This window comes from Marinifilum sp. JC120, from assembly GCA_004923195.1.
Classification (GTDB): Bacteria; Desulfobacterota; Desulfovibrionia; order Desulfovibrionales; family Desulfovibrionaceae; genus Maridesulfovibrio.
In genome coordinates this window covers 1-16,862 of the sequence record RDSB01000013.1, presented here as the reverse complement: position 1 = coordinate 16,862, position 16,862 = coordinate 1, and the positions used below count along the sequence as shown (strand labels likewise).

Sequence of the window (16,862 nt, the reverse complement as noted above, 5' to 3'; positions counted from 1 at the left end):
TTATGAAACTGGCATTTGCAGGCAAAGGTGGCGTAGGCAAAACCTCAATTACTTCGTGGATGGCTGACTGGATGGCCCGTAGCGGGCAGAATGTCTGGATGATTGATGCCGACACGGCTTTGTCATTGGGGCAGGCTTCCGGGCTGGCTAATGGTGCGTTGCCTGATCCTGTATCATCAAGGACTGATCTGGTCAGGGAGCGGATTCATGAGGAAGGTTTCCTCAATCTTAATCCCGAGGTCGGCGACCTGCCGGAAGAATTGGCAGTGGAGCTTCCGCTTTATGAAGAGCCTTTTCCCGGTGTTGATCCCGGTAAGAAAAGGTTGCTGGTCATGGGCGGTCTGTCCAATGCCGGGGGTGGCTGTGCCTGTGATGCCAATGCCCTGCTAAAAGCTCTGCTGGCCCATATAGTCATGGATAGCGATGATTGCGTGTTGGTTGATCTTGAAGCCGGGGTAGAACATCTCGGACGGGGAACAGCCATGCATGTGGATGGGATTGTGGTGGTCAGCGAACCTTCCATGCGCAGTTTTCAGACTGCTTCGGAAGTGGGGCGCATGGCCGGTGAATTGGGGCTTGAAAATCAGGTACTGATCATTAATCGTTATCAGGGCGGTGAGCCTCCTGAGTTGGAGCATCTACCCGATAAGCGGTTCACCATGCCGCAACTGCCCGGACTGGTTGAGCGGCAGATGTCCGACGGTAATGTGCTCAATCTTCCTGAATCCGTTGAGATTGATGCTATAATGGAAAAGATAGTCCGGTCATTGCAAGCGTGACTAAAGTATAAAACAAAAGACCTTCTGAAAATTCAGAAGGTCTTTTTTGTTAATTGGCAATTTCTTCCGAGCTTCTGAAAGCTCCGCCCAATTCGTAATAAAGGGTCTTGGCTACTTCCAGTACCACAAATGGTGCGGTCCGGAAATTGGTCCACCATTTATCAGGTGTTATTTCATAGGGAGTGCCGACCACTATTATTTTAACATCCGGGGGCAGAATTTCCCTGAAGATAATCCCGGCACGGCGGGTGTGCATGGGGGAGGTCACCAGAATGATGGATTTAATTTGTGAAGTGAGTTGATCTTTTAATTTTTCCGCTTCATCAAGGGTGCTGATATTGGCTTTGCCGAAGAATTTAATTTTGTCAGCAGGTACCTCTTTTTTCAGCAGCACATCCCGGAATACTTCCCACTGATACGGAAAGTGTATTCCGAGGTTGCGCACATCTTCTACTTCCGGGGTTACTACCGGCTTGCTGGACAGAATCAGCGGAGCGTAGCCTTCATTGTAGAGATCTGCTGCGTAGACCGGGCGGTAGTAATGTCCACCAAGGACCACGATTGCGTCAGCTTTTTCAAGCACATCCTCTTTCTGAAGCAGGACCGGGGCAAAAAAGAAAAGCACTGCCGCCGCCAGCATTCCGGCAACGGTCAGTGCTCCCATAAGCGTTAATAACGGCCTGATAATTCTCATTATCTCACGACCGGTTCGTAGACCGCTTCGTACTTTTTGCGCAGGTCATCGAAAGTGCCTTTCTCAATGGCTTCCCGTGCTTCTTCAGTGAGCTTGAGGAAGAAACGCAGGTTGTGAATTGAATTCAGCTGGCTGGAGAGCAGTTCCTTTGCCGTGTACAGATGGCGCAGGTAGGCCTTGCTGAAGTTGCGGCAGGTATAACAATCGCAATTGGGGTCCAGCGGGGAATCATCCTCACGGTACTGGGCGCGTTTGATGTTGACCTTGCCTTGGCTGGTGTACAGGGTGCCGTTGCGGGCGTTCCTTGTGGGCAGCACGCAGTCGAACATGTCCACGCCGTTGGCAATACCTTCGAGAATGTCGAGCGGAGTTCCTACACCCATGAGGTAACGGGGTTTATCCGCAGGCAGCTTGGGCCCGATGTGCTGTAAAATATCGTACATATCCGGGATGGGCTCGCCAACGCTCAGGCCGCCGATGGCGTATCCTTCAAAGGGGATTTCGCTGAGCTGCTCAAGGGAGACTTCACGCAGGTCCTTATGGAAACCTCCCTGTACTATGCCGAACATGAGCTGATCGCCGGAGCCTACGGGGTAGGCATCGCGACAGCGTTTGGCCCAGCGGGTGGTCATTTCAAGGGATTTCGCAGTGTAATCGCGGTCATGTCCATAGCCCACACATTCATCCAGAACCATCATGATGTCAGAGCCGATGTTGTTCTGGATGGAAATGACTTTTTCAGGGGAAAAGAAATGTTTTGATCCGTCAATGTAGGAGCGGAATTCCACGCCCTGCTCGGTGATTTTACGGATGGATTCAAGGCTGAAGACTTGAAATCCGCCGCTGTCGGTGAGGATGGGCTTGTCCCAATTGGAAAATTTATGCAGGCCTCCACGGCGGGCAATAAGTTCGTCACCGGGGCGCAGGTAAAGGTGATAAGTGTTACCGAGGATGATCTGGGAATTGATTTCATGCAGATCACGCGGTGAAACAGCTTTTACTGCTCCCTGAGTTCCCACAGGCATGTAGACCGGGGTCTGGATTTCGCCATGGGCGGTCATAAGGGTTCCGCGGCGGGCGTTGCCGTCGGTGGCATGTACAGTAAAGTTTCCGGGTTTCTTTTTTTCTTCGCTCATTATTTTTTCTCAATTCCGTTTTGCGGACAGATATCGTTTAGTTCGCAGATGTCGCATTTGGGGTTTCGGGCCGAACATATTTCACGTCCGTATAGAACCAAAACATGGTTTGCATCGCCCCAATTTTCGCGTTTAAAAAGCGGCATCAGGTCTTTTTCTATGACATTTGGATTGGTGCTTTCGGTCAAGCCCATCCTGAATGAAAGCCGTTTAACATGGGTATCAACGGCAACCCCCTCGTGAACGTCCATGGCATTGGAAAGCACTATGTTGGCGGTTTTGCGAGCCACACCGGGCAGCTTGATCATATCTTTCATGGTTTGGGGCATTTCGCCGCCGAATTCATTTATGACTACTTCCGCTGCGCCTTTCAGGTTCTTGGCCTTGTTACGGAAAAGCCCGGTAGAGCGGATCACTTCTTCGACTTCCGCCACATCCGCTTTGCTCATTTCCGCTGGGCCGGGCCATCTGCGGAAAAGTTCCGGGGTAACCTTGTTGACCCGCACATCCGTGCATTGAGCCGCAAGAGCAGTGGCTGCCATCAGTTCCCATGCATTGGACCAGTCTAATTCCGGTTCCGGGTTCGGGTACCGTTTTATCAGACGGTCATAGATGGTAGTTGCTCTTTCCAGTGTGCTTTTATCAGGAGTTTTCATTTTCATATTGTCTGGTGTGGGCTATCATTTCTTTTTGTAACTTACAATCATCGAATATGCTGTCTACAGCCTGATAAATGTTGCCGTTCATGTCAATTCATGTATCATTTAATACAAATAAAAGCGGAGGAACTGAAAATGAAAATAGCATTAAGTTTGGTCGTTGCGGCTCTTTTTACCATATCAGGACTTGGACTCTCTGTTTCTGGTGCGGAAGATGGTTCCAGTCTTGTTTTTGCAAAATGTGGAAGTTGTCACAGTATGAAGCGGGTCTGTCGGGGACTTGGCAAAAAAGATCTTGCCGCATGGGAAAAGACCAACCAGCGTATGGCTGAAATGGGAATGACTACTACCGCTGACGAGCTGGACGCGATCAGTAATTATCTTGCAAACGCCAAACCCGGTGAGAGTCCTGTTTGTAAATAGGAGGGCTTTATGTCCATAATGCTGGTTTATATTACTGCCGGAGATGTGGAAGAAGCGCGTGAGATTGGCGGAGAGTTGCTCATGCGTCATTTGGCCGCCTGCGTGAATATCTTTGATAAAATGGAATCCATGTATTGGTGGGAAGGAAAGCTTGAGCGTTCCGAAGAAACAGTAATTATTGCTAAAACAACACCGGAACTGGTTGAAAAATTGATCCAGACAGTCAAGAATCTTCACAGCTACGATTGTCCAGCTATTGTGGCACTTGAGTCGAAGCATGGTAACGGGGAGTTTTTTGAGTGGGTGAAGAGTCATACTTCGTAGCCTGTTTATTGACTTTTCCATACAAGCAAGCATAGTCTCTGTCCGCAAAACTTACGCGGGCAGAGATTTATTTTGCCTGATTAAAATCTCAATTCAGGAGTTTATACAAATGCAGATATTGGTTTCCGGTTCCTTGGCCTACGACAGAATTATGAGTTTTCCCGGTAGTTTCGCCGATCATATCCTGCCTGATAAAATTCACATGCTTAACGTGTGTTTTCTGGTGGACGGCCTTGATGAGCGTTTTGGCGGCACAGCCGGAAACATTGCTTACGCTCTTTCCATGCTGGACGAAAAGCCTGTGATCCTTGGTACTGCGGGTAAGGATTTCGACGGTTATGAAAAATGGCTGGACGACAACAAAATTACTCGCGAAGGAATCAAGCGTGTTGATGATGAATTTACCGCCGGAGCCTACATCACCACTGATAAGTCCGACAACCAGATTACCGGATTCAACCCCGGTGCCATGAAATACGGTTGCGATTATGATTTTTCCGGCGTGAATCCCGCAGATGCGCTGGCTATCGTTTCCCCCGGCAACCTTGATGATATGCAGAATTTTCCCAAAGTATACCGTGAAAAGGGTGTATCTTACATCTATGATCCGGGCCAGAACATCCCCGCATTTAGCGGTGAGCAGCTGCTGGAAATGATCGGCGGTTGCAAGATTCTCGTTTCCAACGACTATGAGCTGGAAATGATCATGAAATCCACAGGCAAGACTCGTGATGAGCTCATGGAAATCTGCGATTCCATCATCGTAACTCTTGGTGAGCACGGTTGTCTTGTTGTTGAAAAAGACGGCGAAACTAAAGTTTCCGCTGCCAAGGCTGAAGTTGTGGAAGATCCCACCGGAGCAGGCGATGCTTTCCGTGCCGGTCTGATCAAAGGCCTCGCCATGGGCAAAAATCTTGTTGAAGCTGCCCACGTAGGTGCTGTCAGCGCGGTTTACTGCGTTGAAAAACTCGGTACTCAGGAACATTCCTACACCGAAGAAGAGTTTTGGGCTCGTTACGAAACCAACTTTGGCTCAGTCAGCCGATAAAGCACCATCTGCTTCGTTGCTGCAAAAAAGACTGAAACTCACGTATGCGTAATACGCATCGTTCCAGTCTTTTTCTTGCGCCTCCCATCTGGCACTTTCTCAATTGTCTGAGTGGCTTTGTATAATTAGCCGGGATCCTGCACGCAGGATTCCGGTTCAGACAGATGATAAAGCACCATCTGCGTCGTCACTGCAAAAAAGGCTGAAACTCGCGTATGTCTATATACGCGTCGTTCCAGCCTTTTTCTTGTTCCTAGCATCGGGCACTTTCTCATCAGTCTGTCTGTGTTAATTTTAAATGGTTTGTATTATTTTTTGTCAAAAATAGTTTGTAAGTAAGTTCTCAGTTCCTGTATCCTTGGGTTAAACCCCGGAGGATTGATCATGATTGAAATCACAGCCGCTATGCTTGATGCATACCTGAAAGATGCTTTCGGACCCGGTGCGTCCCTTGTGGACTACGGGGATATAGGCTCGCTGGACAAGCAGGGTATGAAGAAATTCGGGTACGGAAAGCCGTTGCTGGTTCTCTTCACTGTGGACGGAGAGGAGCGGGAAACTGTGATTTCGGTCATGAAAGGGGATAATTACGGACATCAGTTCTATTGGGACCGGGCGGCGGTTCTAATGTTTCAGTATGAAACCTCAGCCCGTTTGCCGCGTCATGTAAAACCTATGGGGATCGGTTATATCAGTAGCGATGGGATTATGCGTTCGCTTAAGGAGCCGCAGGAATTTTTCATTTTGAATGAAAAGTTGCAGGGCTACGATTATTTCCACGATCTTGACCGTATTCGCAATGGGGAATTTCTTGAGCAGGATCAGCATAATGCAGTAGATCTTGCTGAGTGGCTGGCAGAAATCCATTCTGTGAAAAAGGATGATCCTCATCTGTATATGCGTCGCATCCGGGAGTTGATCGGTTCCAGCGAATGCATAATGGGATTGGTGGACGAAGCATTCAAGCATCCTTGCGATTTTTTTTCACAGGACCGCTTTGTTAGTCTTGAGAAAAAACTTATCGACTGGCGCTGGAAGCTATTTCATTACACCCACCGTTTATCTGCCGTGCACGGTGATTTTCATCCTTGGAATATTCTTATGGGCGGGCCGGATGGATTTAGTGTGCTGGACCGCAGCAGGGGGGAGTGGGGTGAACCTGCCGGAGATCTTTGCTGCATGGCGACTAATTATATTCTCTTCGGGCTTTATTCAGGGGGAAAGTTTTCTAATAAACTGCGTACCCTGTACATGACTTACATGGAAGCGTATCTTGAAAAGACCGGGGATGATGAAGTATTACAGGTCATGGCTCCATTTTTCGTATTTCGGGGGTTGGTTATTGCCTCTCCGGTCTGGTATCCTGATCATCCGCAGGAAGTGCGGGATGCATTGATGCGATTTATAGAAAACGTTCTTGAGGATGAGGTCTTTGATTATGTCCAATTCGAACGGTATATGCGTTAATAAAAACTGGGCTATCTGGATTACCGGATTACCGGGGTGTGGCAAGAGTACCATAGCCGGAAAGCTTTATGAGCAATTGCGTGCGGAGGGAATCAGGGTTGTTCTGCTTTGCATGGATGAGCGGCGTAAGATCTATATTCCCAATCCTGAATATACATGTGATGAACGACAGCGTGCCTACAACCTTTTTGTGGAAGACGCCATCTCCATTATGGAATCAGGACGGTGTGTAATTATGGACGGTTCTGCTCATGAGCTTTGCTGGCGTAATGACGCCCGTGAAAAAATAGAATATTTTGCTGAGGTTTACTTGCGCTGTCCGGTGAATATGGCCATGAAGCGCGAATCAGGGCGGCAGCAGGGGCTGGTTATGGCCGGACTATACGAAAAAGCTCTTGAGCGGCAGCGTACCGGTAAGGAATTTAAGGATCTTGGGGTAGTTATCGGAGTGGATGTTAAATTTCAGGAAGACCACAACGCCGAATGCATTGTGGATACTGATGGAAGAAGTCCTGATGAGACTTTCGATGAGGTAAAGACCTGCTTGCAAAAGTGGCGTAGAATGAACGGGATTTGCTGATTTTTATTTCGAATTGTTTTAAAAGGAATGCAGTTGCATATAAAAACATATCAGAAGGTGTTTGCTGTGAAGAAAATTTTGCTCTCAATGTTGATGTTGTCGGTTCTTGTTTGCGCTGCTGTTTCTGCCGGAGCTGCTGCTGAAGAAGATGTGCGGGTTCAGATCAAGGATGTGCTTTTTGATTATAAGGACGCATATAATTTAAGGGATTTCGATGCTATCCGCGGGCTGTATGCTGACAATGCCGTGATTAAATCTTTTCCCTGTAATTCCAAAACAGAAGATTTGTTTATGGGATTCAGTGAAAGTTTGCCCCGTTGTGCATCTTACTGGGTGGATAGTTCGTTCAAGTTGCGCTTGTTCAAGATTACTGAATTCAAGGTTGAAGGTAACAAATGCAGCGCAAGGGTTTCCTGGGATTACCGGAGCAATGATGGGCGCGGCAAGTTTACCCCTTCATTTGAATTTTTGCTCAAAGATGGAAAGTGGCTCATTGAGATGGAAACCTACGGGCGCAAAGGTAAGTAAAAACAAAGAGTTTCGTAATTAAGGGGAAAACTATTCTAATAGTTTTCCCCTTTTTTGTTCGGTAAAGTCCGCACAGGAAGATTATGCAAAAGCAGAATGTTAAAAGCCGGCAGGCCGCACTTGCGCTGGGCGCGTTGGGTGTTGTTTTCGGTGACATTGGAACCAGTCCGCTTTATGCCATGAAGGCCTGCTTCAGTGGGCATCATGCCGTTGTGCTTAATGCAGCCAATGTGCTTGGGGTGTTGTCCCTGATCATCTGGTCTCTGCTGATTGTCATCTGCCTGAAGTACGTTACATTCGTCATGGCAGCAGACAATAAGGGCGAGGGCGGTATTTTTGCGCTTTATGAACTGGTCAGTCGTAAGGGGCAGCGCAGGACTGCGTCATTCATGCTATTTGCGACTATGATCGGCGGGGCATTGCTTTACGGGGACGGAGTCATCACTCCTGCTATTTCAGTGCTTTCTGCAATTGAGGGGCTGGATGTAGCAACCACTGCCGCGCATCAGTATACAACGCACATAGCTTGCACTATTTTGCTGGTCCTCTTTGCTTTTCAAAGTAGCGGTACGGATAAGATCGGGCGGTTGTTCGGTCCGGTTATGCTGGTCTGGTTTACGGTCATCGGTGTTTTCGGACTGTTTTCAGCAGTGGGCAACCCAGAAGTTTTGCAGGCTTTCAGTCCTTATTATGCATTAACATTCTTTGCTCAAAACGGTCTGGCCGGGGCTATGGTTCTTGGTGCGGTTGTCCTCTGCGTTACCGGGGGGGAGGCCCTTTTTGCCGATATGGGGCATTTCGGGCGTAAGCCTATCACTCTAGCCTGGTATTTTGTGGCCTTGCCCTGTCTGTTACTCAATTATCTGGGACAGGGGGCCATGCTGATTGATAATCCCAAGGCGATAATCAATCCATTTTTCAGCCTATTTCCCAAGTTCCTGATGCTGCCCATGGTTTGCTTGGCTACCCTTGCGGCGATAATTGCTTCACAGGCCATTATTTCCGGGGCTTTTTCATTGACCGCGCAGGCTGTGCATCTGGGTTTTGTACCCCGGATTCGCATTTTGCAGACCTCGAAGGATAATCCGGGGCAGGTTTTCGTGGGTTCAGTTAATTGGATCATGGCTGCGCTGTGCATCCTGCTGGTGATATTTTTCAAGCAATCGGAGAATCTGGCAGGGGCATACGGGATTGCCATTACCGGAACCATGGTTGTTACTACCTATCTATTCTGGTTTTACCTGCGCAAGATACGTAACTGCCCGTGGATTTTAGCCGCAATACTGACCGGATTTTTCGCGATCTTTGATCTTGGATTTTTCTTCGTCAATTTCACCAAGATTGCCGGGGGCGGCTGGTTCCCCATCCTTCTGGCTGGGCTTATTGCCTACGGGATGTTTGTCTGGATATGGGGCCGCGCAAAGCTCAGAGAGCGATTGCAGGAGCGGGGTCTTGAAGTTTCCGATCTGGAATCTGAAATTGAAAAGTACATGCTGGCAAAGGTTCCGGGGGAGGCTGTATTTCTTTCTGCATCGGAATTTGTACCCCATGCATTTTTACAGCATTTGCGAAATAACCGTGTTGTGCATGAAAAACTTGTTTTTCTGCGGGTGAATACCTCCAGCGAGCCTTATCTTGATCCGCATAGTCGTATCACGCTTAAAAATATTGATAAAAATATTTATTGGATGACCGTGAATTATGGTTTTATGGAAAAACCCAATCTTTCTTTAATACTGGTTCAATCATGGAATCAGCTTGGGCTGAGCAGCACAGACAGTTATTTTTACATCGGGAGGATGTTGCTGCGGTTCAACAAGGAAAATAAAAACCGTCCGCTGAGGCGTAAATTTTTTATCATGTTTAGTTCCATGTCTGAAGACCCGCTCGATTATTTGCGGATTCCGGCGGATAAGGTGATTACCATTGGTACGACGATTAAAATATAAAGAAATATAAAGTAAAAAAACCGGGAAAATCCCGGTTTTTAAAGTCTGAAATTCAAATTTAAATTTATTTAAGCTGGTTTGTTACTTAATGAACTCGCTCATGAAATCGTAAACAAGTTTCATTTCGTCTTCAAGAATATGCAGGTTCTTTTTTGAGAGTTCCGTGTCTTCGTCGCGGGCACTGTATTCCAAATTCAGACAGGCTTCACGGACTCTGTCGGCTCCCATGGTGGCGGCGGCGCCTTTAAGAGAGTGGGCAAGGTATTTCAGTTCGTCCATTTGTCCGGCTTCGAAGGCTTCCCTTATCTTGACTACCCGCGCAGGCTCATCGTGCAGGAATACGGCAAAAAGCTTGGTCAGGAATTCTTTTTTGGTGGAGACCATGGAGGCCAGCCAGTCTTTGTTGATTGCTTCAATATTTTCCATCCGAATAACTTAATCCAAAACATAATCTATTACTACAATTTTCAGCCTTTTATGCATAAAATCGGTCGCAATCGGGCAACCTTTTCAGATATTCCGGCGGCTTGGGTTGATTCGACAATCATATTAACATCCTTGTAGGCAAGAGGGGCTTCCTCGGCAATACCTTTGATTGAGCCGCTGCGAATGATGATTCCGTGCCTGCCGAGTTCTTTTTGGATTTTATTTCCTTTGAAATTCTTGCGCGCTTTGGTTCGGCTCATAACCCGTCCGGCTCCGTGGCAGCATGAAGAAAATGAGATTTCCGCAGCCTGTTTTGTTCCGGCAAGGATGTAGGAGGCTGTACCCATGCTGCCACCGATAATTACCGGCTGGCCGTGTTTCTTGAATTCACGGGGCAGTTCCGGGTGGTCCGGCCCCAGTGCGCGGGTTGCTCCCTTGCGGTGTACCCAGAGATTGCGCTTTTTGCCGTTTATTTTAAATTCCTCACGCTGGCAGGTGTTGTGACTCACATCATAAAGCAGTCGCAAATCAGCCTGCGGTAAAAGATCGGCAAAGCATTGGCGCACAAGGTGGGTGATTACCTGACGGTTGGCAAGGGCGCAGTTAATGCCTGCTCCCATGGCCCCAAGGTAGTCTTGACCTAATTTTGACTGTATAGGGGCACAGGCAATATCGCGGTGGGGTAGTTTGATGTCGAAATCGGGCGCTGCTTCTGCCATCATGGGCAGGTAATCTTTGGCAATCTGGTGCCCCAGGCCGCGCGACCCGCAATGAATGCTGACCACCACATCATCAATTCCGACGCCGAAGGCCGCAGCTTTTGCCGCATCATAAATTTCTTCCACATACTGCACTTCCAGATAGTGGTTGCCGGAACCCAGCGATCCCAGCTGATTGCGCATACGTTGTTTGGCCCTTTGCGGAACTTTTTTCGGATCGGCAAATTCATTTCTGCCATTTCCCTCAATCCTGCCGAGGTCCTCCGGTTGTCCCATGCCCTGACCTACCGCCCAAGAAGCACCGCCGAGCAGCATTTCATCCAGCAGGTCGCCTTCAAGGATAATATCACCGCCAACGCCCGTTCCTGATGGTATTTGTTTAAAAAGCAAATCTTCAAGTTTTTCATCGCAGGTGATCAAGTCCTGCCGGGTCAGTCCGGTGGTCAGGGTACGCACGCCGCAGGAAATATCAAAACCGACCCCGCCAGCAGAAACCACCCCGTGTTTCTCATCAAAGGCACCGACCCCACCGATGGGAAAGCCGTAACCGGAATGGGCGTCCGGCATAGCGCAGACCGGGCCGACCACGCCCGGAAGTGAAGCCACATCACGCACCTGCGAGACTGTGGTATCGTCCAGTTCAAGGATAATGTTTTTGTCTCCAAAAAATACAGCGTCCACTCGCATGGAGCCGTATTTATCCATGCGCCAGCGGCAGGGGGCTTCTTGTTTGAGTAATTTGATATTCATAGATTTGATGCGCTTCGCACTTTTGATGAATGGATTTTGCCTCCGGCGGCTTAAACCCTTTTGCAAAAGGGTTTAAGAATCCCAAAACCTTTTATTAAGCTTCGCCATTTTTATTTATTAAAATGCATTGTAGCAAAAAAACGCAATATCAACCAAGATATTGCGATTAAATCTAAGACGCCTAAATGCGCTATATGCGAAGCATACTAAAAGGTTCTGAAGGGGCTGGGGGCTGGGGAAGGGGAACTCTTGCAAGATTTTCCCCTTCCCCAGCCGTCGGAGACATTCTTAAAGCTTACAAAGTTCTTCGCTGGGAAGCATTTTGATATTCTTTTCAGTGAGAAGTTCAATTGCCTGATCGGTGCGGTCAAAGCGGAAGATAATTACGGCATTGGCACCGGACTGATGTACGAAGGCGTACATGTATTCCACGTTGATACCGGACCCGCGCAGCATTTCGAGCAGGTTGTGCAGTCCGCCGGGCTGGTCGTCGACTTCTACTGCCACAACGGAGGTTTTACCAACTGTGAAGCCTGCTTCTTTAAGCACTTTCTGCGCAGTTTCAAAGTCGGACACGATTACTCTCAGGATGCCGAAATCAGAAGTATCGGCAAGAGAGAGAGCACGGATATTGACTTTGTTTTCAGTAAGCAGACGGGTTACTTCGGCAAGTCTTCCGGCACGGTTCTCAAGGAATATGGATAGCTGGTCACATTTCATGGTGTTTCCTCGCTTTTGATAGGTTCTATTGCTGGTTCTGATTACGCAGGTCGATAATTCTCTGGGCCTTACCCATGGAACGTTCAATGGATTTGGGTTCCACAAGCTTGACTCTGGCTGTTACGCCAAGGAATTCCTTAATAGTTTTTTGTATCTTTCTTTCGAGACGCTGTAAATTTTTAATTTCATCGGAGAAGGAGGCACCTGAAATTTCAACCTTAACGGTGAGAATGTCGAGGTTGCCGTCACGTTCAACAACGAGCTGGTAATGCGGGGAAATGCCTTCGGTCTCAACGAGGATGGACTCGATCTGGGACGGGAAGACGTTTACGCCGCGGATGATGAGCATGTCATCACTGCGTCCGGTTACCCGCTGCATGCGGGCAAAGGTGCGGCCGCAACGGCAGGCGGTGTAATTGAGACGGGTCAGGTCGCGGGTGCGGTAACGGATGAGCGGAATGCCTTCCTTGGTCAGGGTGCTGATTACCAGCTCGCCCACTTCGCCGGGTTCTACATGCTCTCCTGTTTCAGGGTTGATGATTTCAGGCAGGAAATGGTCTTCCATGATGTGCAGACCTTTCTGTTCTTCGGCACATTCCATGGCTACGCCGGGGCCCATGATTTCGGACAGGCCGTAAATGTCGAGGGCCTTGATGTTGAGTTTATTCTCAATGTCGCGGCGCATGGATTCAGTCCACGGTTCAGCACCGAAAATACCAATTCTAAGAGGCAGTTTGCTGAAATCAATGCCCATTTCCTTACCAGTTTCATAGAGAAACAGAGCGTAGGAAGGAGTGCAACAGATTACGTCCGCGCCGAAATCTTTGAGCAGCATGATCTGGCGTCTGGTACCGCCGCCGGAAACCGGGATGATGGTCGCGCCCAGTGCTTCTGCACCGTAATGCGCGCCGAGGCCTCCGGTAAAAAGACCGTAACCGTAAGCATTGTGGATGCTGTCTTCAGGAGTAGCTCCGGCAATTGCGAAGGAACGGGCCATCAGGTCCGCCCAGTTCTTGATATCGCGTTTGGTGTAGCCGACGACCGTTGCCTTTCCGGTGGTGCCGGAAGAAGAGTGGATGCGAACGATGTTCTCGCGGGAAACAGCAAAAAGGCCGAAGGGGTAGTGGTTACGCAGGTCCTGCTTTTCAGTAAAAGGGAGTCTGGTAAGATCGGATAGGGAATTGATATCCTTGGGTTCAATACCAAGTTCCTTAAATTTGTTGGTGTAAAAAGGAACGTTGGCATAAACGCGTTCGCAAAGTTGCTTCAAACGTCTGAGCTGTAATTCTTCCAGCTCTTCCCTCGGCATTGTTTCCTTGTCTACGTCGAAGATCATCGCTTGCCTCCTGATATGGCTGATCCCGGTACAGGGTTTGTGTTAAAAAAAAATAAAAAAAGGCCACGGGGTTTGCGCCCGTGGCCCGGTAAACTCTCAATCAGTGTTTTTTCCATAACCACGGGATGACTATATTTCAGTCCTAAAAAAGAAAAAAAAGAAAAGGGAAAAAAAGGTGTGGTTAAGCATGACGAAGTTTATTGCATAAGTGTTTACCCACCGTCAACAAGTCATTGAATTTTCGATAGTGTTTGTTCGAATTCGAAAATAATTTTCACAATTGAAAATGATTTAAAACTAGGCTATAGTATTGATTGCGTAGCGGGCGTAAATTCTCTATATAATCATATTGTACTTTGGACGAAATGTGAGAACTGCGTCAGGCCGGATGTGTTGGATGTCAGGCGCGCAGGGGCTTTAAGTCCTATATTCCCGCTGTTTGCGGTCCGGATTCAAGCGCGTTTTCCGTAAGGGGAGAACGCCGGTTAATCAAACCAAAAGAATGAAAACTAAAGAAAAGAAATTTAAACAGATCGATACTAAGGATAAAGTTCAGCTTGTTGCTGAATGGATGGACGAAAAACAAGCCAGTGACGTTTCCGCCGTGGATGTGCAGGGAATCTGCCCCATTGCCGAAGTTGTAATGGTTGCCGGAGCAAAGGGTGTGCGTCATGCACAGGCTCTGGCTGATTTCGTACTGGAGCAGCTTTCTAACGATAATATCGAGTATCTTGGTATGGAAGGCTACAAAACCGGAGACTGGATCCTTCTCGATCTGAACGATATCATCGTCCACATTTTTCAGGAAGAAAACCGCGGATTTTACAACGTGGAAGGTCTCTGGTCCGAAGGCACCAGAATGGATCTTAACCTAAAGCCGCAGGATTAAGCCTGCGCAAGGAATTTAATCATGTCTCAGCAAACCGGTGCCCCCGCAGTCCTGCTCATTCTGGACGGCTGGGGAATTGCCCCCGAAGGTAAAGGCAACGCAGTTAAACTTGCCAACACTCCCGTTCTGGACGGGCTGCTGGAAAGCTGTCCTACTACCCAGCTTAAATGCGCTGGTCGTGCGGTGGGGCTTCCTGACGGATTCATGGGTAACTCCGAGGTTGGGCATACCAACATCGGAGCCGGACGTGTTGTATATCAAGACATGACCCGCATTGACATTACCATTGAGAAAAAAGAGCTGGCTTCCAATAAGGTTATCAGCTCCCTCATGGATAATGTAAAAGCTGCGGACGGACGTCTGCATTACATGGGCCTTCTTTCTGACGGCGGTGTGCATTCCCATATCAATCATCTTTATGCATTGATTGAAGTGGCTAAGGATGCCGGGATCAAGGAAATATTTGTCCATGCCTTTATGGATGGCCGTGATACTTCACCTACCAGCGGTAAAGTTTACATGCAGCAGCTCGTGGATAAAATGGCTGAAATAGGTGCCGGTAAAGTGGCTTCCATCTCAGGTCGTTATTACTCCATGGACCGTGACAAGCATTACGAACGCAACGAGCTTTCCTACAAGGCTCTGGTTCTTGGTGAAGGTCAGGAAGTGTCTGATCCGGTCAAGGCTGTTGAAGATGCTTATGCTGCCGGTGAAACTGATGAATTCATCAAGCCGCGCATTGTTTCCGGTGTTGACGGAACCTTGAAAGACGGCGACGGTGTTTTCTTTTTTAATTTCCGCGCAGACCGTGCCCGCCAGATTTGCCGGGCACTTGCGGTGAAGGATTTCAGCGAATTTGATCGTCCCAAGGCGCCTCAATTCAGCGGGTTCGTGACTATGACTCAGTACGAATCGGACTTTCCTTTCCCCAATGCCTTCCCTCCGCTGAATATCAGCAACCCCATCGGGGAAGTTGTGGCGGATAAGGGGCTGAAGCAACTGCGTATTGCGGAGACCGAGAAATATGCCCACGTTACATATTTCATGAACGGCGGACGCGAAGAGCCTTTCGAGGGTGAGGATCGTATTCTTGTTCCTTCTCCGCGCGAGGTGGCAACTTACGACCTCAAGCCGCAGATGAGCGCTGAAGAAGTTACCGATAAGCTTATCGCTGCTCTTCCGAAATATTCCCTGTGTATCTGCAACCTTGCCAACCTTGACATGGTCGGTCATTCGGGCATTATCCCGGCAGCGATCAAAGCCTGCGAGACTGTTGATGCTTGCGTGGGTAAGATAGTGGAAGCGGTTAAGGAAATAGGCGGGGTTATCCTGCTGACTGCTGATCACGGTAATGCCGAGGAAATGATCGACGGTAACGGCGGGCCGCAGACTGCGCACAGTCTGAATAATGTGCCGCTGGTCTTCATCGGCGATGCATTCGAGGGTTCTAGCCCTGCTGAAGGCGCGCTTTGCGACATTGCACCCACAATTTTGAATCACATGGGCATTTCCGTTCCTGAAGAAATGACCGGTAAAGACCTTTTGAAAGGATAATTGATGTCTGAAAACCGCAAACCTTTATCTCCGGTCAAGCCCTGCGGGATGGAGATAATATTTATGTTTCCCTGTCCTTTTTGCGGCCGGGAGGTTCCTTACATCGCACCTACACAGCCTGCCATGGCTACCTGCGATGCCTGCCGGAAGAACTTTCCGATAGTTCCGGTGGATGAAAAGGCAATCAGATTTTACAAAACCATGCTTGATAACGGCAAAGCTGCTGTTGATCCTGATTTTTTTTAAATCAGCAAGCTAAAGTTACAAATATTTAGGGGAGAGATTATTGCGAAAGCATGAATCTCTCCCTTTTTTTGTGCTGAGTATTTTATTTGAATGATGGTTTTTACATTTTTAAGGGCGGACTTGAGTTGGGTAACTCAGGTCCGCCTTGCCAGTTAATTGTGAGTTGTAGGGATAATTATTTGAATCACGGGGATTCAGATTATTTTACCGAAAACTTTAATACTGGAGAAATGAGATGAACTTTTCTGATTACCGAATGGAGCTTAGACCTCGAAAAGAACTGACAACTGGTCTTGTGCTTTACGGAGAAAATGAGCCCGCCGAGATGCAGATCGACAATCTCTGGAAAATCGTTGATCGCAGAACAGGTGAAGAATTGGCAGACCCCAAAGGGGATTTTTCTGAGTTCTCAACTGGTGACCGCATGTATCCTTCCATGATGAAGCCGGAAGTCAAACGTAGATGGGACCAGAAAAATTATGAGTGGGAAGAAACCAAAGCCATGCATGCCAAGCTAAGGCGCATGGTCCATGCTCAGTTCATGCAAGAAAACCCCAATCTGCCTGTGGTGCAGGGGTTGAAACAAACCACCTACGGAAACGAAGTCCAAACCGAGTTCAAGAAGCATGTAAATG

19 protein-coding genes are annotated in these 16,862 nt (G+C 48.3%); 12 read left to right on the top strand and 7 right to left on the bottom strand.

The genetic code is table 11. The annotated features are described in order from the left end of the window. Positions 1–2: 2 nt before the first annotated feature. Positions 3–779, top strand: coding sequence for a carbon monoxide dehydrogenase (locus D0S45_13285; GenBank protein ID TIH14040.1), 777 nt, complete (start codon positions 3–5; stop codon positions 777–779). A gap of 49 nt (positions 780–828) precedes the next feature. Here the strand turns inward: D0S45_13285 and D0S45_13280 are convergent, their stop codons facing one another. From D0S45_13280 to nth, 3 genes are read right to left on the bottom strand one after another with little or no spacing between them, the layout of a single operon-like run. Continuing rightward, positions 829–1,473 carry a YdcF family protein gene (locus D0S45_13280; protein ID TIH14039.1) on the bottom strand — a complete coding sequence of 215 codons (645 nt, stop codon included), beginning with the start codon at positions 1,471–1,473 and terminating at the stop codon, positions 829–831. Continuing rightward, the gene (locus tag D0S45_13275) at positions 1,473–2,609 is read right to left on the bottom strand and encodes a tRNA guanosine(34) transglycosylase Tgt (GenBank protein ID TIH14038.1); all 1,137 of its coding nucleotides are present in this window, start codon (positions 2,607–2,609) and stop codon (positions 1,473–1,475) included. Before D0S45_13275 ends, D0S45_13280 begins: the two co-directional genes overlap by 1 nt. Next, positions 2,609–3,271, bottom strand: a complete 663-nt coding sequence (nth, locus tag D0S45_13270; protein ID TIH14037.1) for an endonuclease III — start codon at positions 3,269–3,271, stop codon at positions 2,609–2,611. Before nth ends, D0S45_13275 begins: the two co-directional genes overlap by 1 nt. A gap of 132 nt (positions 3,272–3,403) precedes the next feature. Here nth and D0S45_13265 point away from each other — a divergent pair, with 132 nt between their 5' ends. The 7 genes from D0S45_13265 to D0S45_13235 all read left to right on the top strand — a co-directional run bounded on the left by D0S45_13265 (position 3,404) and on the right by D0S45_13235 (position 9,587). Continuing rightward, entirely contained in the window at positions 3,404–3,691 is a 288-nt protein-coding gene (locus tag D0S45_13265; protein ID TIH14036.1) for a hypothetical protein, read from the top strand. Between the two features lie 9 nt (positions 3,692–3,700). Next, positions 3,701–4,015, top strand: a complete 315-nt coding sequence (locus D0S45_13260; protein TIH14035.1) for a divalent-cation tolerance protein CutA — start codon at positions 3,701–3,703, stop codon at positions 4,013–4,015. Positions 4,016–4,124: 109 nt separating this feature from the next. Beyond that, a complete protein-coding gene (locus D0S45_13255) occupies positions 4,125–5,063 on the top strand; it encodes a carbohydrate kinase family protein (protein TIH14034.1) in 939 nt (312 codons plus the stop codon). A 384-nt stretch (positions 5,064–5,447) separates the two neighbouring features. After that, entirely contained in the window at positions 5,448–6,530 is a 1,083-nt protein-coding gene (locus D0S45_13250; GenBank protein TIH14033.1) for an aminoglycoside phosphotransferase family protein, read from the top strand. Beyond that, positions 6,502–7,110 (top strand): adenylyl-sulfate kinase, encoded by a 609-nt coding sequence (locus tag D0S45_13245; protein ID TIH14032.1) that lies wholly within the window; start codon positions 6,502–6,504, stop codon positions 7,108–7,110. The genes D0S45_13250 and D0S45_13245 overlap by 29 nt, the downstream gene beginning before the upstream one ends. Before the next feature lie 87 nt (positions 7,111–7,197). Beyond that, the gene (locus D0S45_13240; protein ID TIH14134.1) at positions 7,198–7,638 is read left to right on the top strand and encodes a nuclear transport factor 2 family protein; all 441 of its coding nucleotides are present in this window, start codon (positions 7,198–7,200) and stop codon (positions 7,636–7,638) included. A gap of 83 nt (positions 7,639–7,721) precedes the next feature. Continuing rightward, on the top strand, positions 7,722–9,587 hold the full coding sequence (locus D0S45_13235; GenBank protein TIH14031.1) for a potassium transporter: 1,866 nt from the start codon (positions 7,722–7,724) through the stop codon (positions 9,585–9,587). 81 nt (positions 9,588–9,668) lie between these two features. Here the strand turns inward: D0S45_13235 and D0S45_13230 are convergent, their stop codons facing one another. From D0S45_13230 to D0S45_13215, 4 genes are all read right to left on the bottom strand, one after another. Then, positions 9,669–10,013: an Hpt domain-containing protein gene (locus D0S45_13230; GenBank protein TIH14030.1), complete on the bottom strand. Its 345-nt coding sequence runs from the start codon at positions 10,011–10,013 to the stop codon at positions 9,669–9,671. A gap of 41 nt (positions 10,014–10,054) precedes the next feature. After that, complete coding sequence (locus tag D0S45_13225; GenBank protein TIH14029.1) at positions 10,055–11,482, bottom strand: RtcB family protein; 1,428 nt, start codon at positions 11,480–11,482, stop codon at positions 10,055–10,057. A gap of 288 nt (positions 11,483–11,770) precedes the next feature. Continuing rightward, positions 11,771–12,202 carry an ACT domain-containing protein gene (locus D0S45_13220; protein ID TIH14028.1) on the bottom strand — a complete coding sequence of 144 codons (432 nt, stop codon included), beginning with the start codon at positions 12,200–12,202 and terminating at the stop codon, positions 11,771–11,773. A 25-nt stretch (positions 12,203–12,227) separates the two neighbouring features. Next, positions 12,228–13,538 carry a phenylacetate--CoA ligase gene (locus D0S45_13215; protein ID TIH14027.1) on the bottom strand — a complete coding sequence of 437 codons (1,311 nt, stop codon included), beginning with the start codon at positions 13,536–13,538 and terminating at the stop codon, positions 12,228–12,230. A gap of 502 nt (positions 13,539–14,040) precedes the next feature. Here D0S45_13215 and rsfS point away from each other — a divergent pair. The 4 genes from rsfS to D0S45_13195 all read left to right on the top strand — a co-directional run. After that, positions 14,041–14,427 (top strand): ribosome silencing factor, encoded by a 387-nt coding sequence (gene rsfS, locus D0S45_13210; protein ID TIH14026.1) that lies wholly within the window; start codon positions 14,041–14,043, stop codon positions 14,425–14,427. A gap of 21 nt (positions 14,428–14,448) precedes the next feature. Next, complete coding sequence (locus D0S45_13205) at positions 14,449–15,981, top strand: 2,3-bisphosphoglycerate-independent phosphoglycerate mutase (protein ID TIH14025.1); 1,533 nt, start codon at positions 14,449–14,451, stop codon at positions 15,979–15,981. Continuing rightward, entirely contained in the window at positions 15,982–16,227 is a 246-nt protein-coding gene (locus D0S45_13200; GenBank protein TIH14024.1) for a hypothetical protein, read from the top strand. Positions 16,228–16,462: 235 nt separating this feature from the next. Further along, positions 16,463–16,862: hypothetical protein (locus D0S45_13195; GenBank protein TIH14023.1), on the top strand; the 400-nt coding region annotated here is incomplete at its 3' end.

Coding starts and splice junctions, on each gene's coding strand:
- D0S45_13235 (TIH14031.1), top strand. CDS start 7,722: ATGCAAAAGCAGAATGTTAAAAGCCGGCAGGCCGCACTTGCGCTGGGC.
- D0S45_13240 (TIH14134.1), top strand. CDS start 7,198: ATGTTGATGTTGTCGGTTCTTGTTTGCGCTGCTGTTTCTGCCGGAGCT.
- D0S45_13285 (TIH14040.1), top strand. CDS start 3: ATGAAACTGGCATTTGCAGGCAAAGGTGGCGTAGGCAAAACCTCAATT.
- D0S45_13225 (TIH14029.1), bottom strand. CDS start 11,482: ATGAATATCAAATTACTCAAACAAGAAGCCCCCTGCCGCTGGCGCATG.
- D0S45_13220 (TIH14028.1), bottom strand. CDS start 12,202: ATGAAATGTGACCAGCTATCCATATTCCTTGAGAACCGTGCCGGAAGA.
- D0S45_13205 (TIH14025.1), top strand. CDS start 14,449: ATGTCTCAGCAAACCGGTGCCCCCGCAGTCCTGCTCATTCTGGACGGC.
- D0S45_13265 (TIH14036.1), top strand. CDS start 3,404: ATGAAAATAGCATTAAGTTTGGTCGTTGCGGCTCTTTTTACCATATCA.
- D0S45_13280 (TIH14039.1), bottom strand. CDS start 1,473: ATGAGAATTATCAGGCCGTTATTAACGCTTATGGGAGCACTGACCGTT.
- D0S45_13230 (TIH14030.1), bottom strand. CDS start 10,013: ATGGAAAATATTGAAGCAATCAACAAAGACTGGCTGGCCTCCATGGTC.
- D0S45_13260 (TIH14035.1), top strand. CDS start 3,701: ATGTCCATAATGCTGGTTTATATTACTGCCGGAGATGTGGAAGAAGCG.
- D0S45_13250 (TIH14033.1), top strand. CDS start 5,448: ATGATTGAAATCACAGCCGCTATGCTTGATGCATACCTGAAAGATGCT.
- D0S45_13215 (TIH14027.1), bottom strand. CDS start 13,538: ATGATCTTCGACGTAGACAAGGAAACAATGCCGAGGGAAGAGCTGGAA.
- D0S45_13255 (TIH14034.1), top strand. CDS start 4,125: ATGCAGATATTGGTTTCCGGTTCCTTGGCCTACGACAGAATTATGAGT.
- D0S45_13245 (TIH14032.1), top strand. CDS start 6,502: ATGTCCAATTCGAACGGTATATGCGTTAATAAAAACTGGGCTATCTGG.
- nth (TIH14037.1), bottom strand. CDS start 3,271: ATGAAAATGAAAACTCCTGATAAAAGCACACTGGAAAGAGCAACTACC.
- rsfS (TIH14026.1), top strand. CDS start 14,041: ATGAAAACTAAAGAAAAGAAATTTAAACAGATCGATACTAAGGATAAA.
- D0S45_13275 (TIH14038.1), bottom strand. CDS start 2,609: ATGAGCGAAGAAAAAAAGAAACCCGGAAACTTTACTGTACATGCCACC.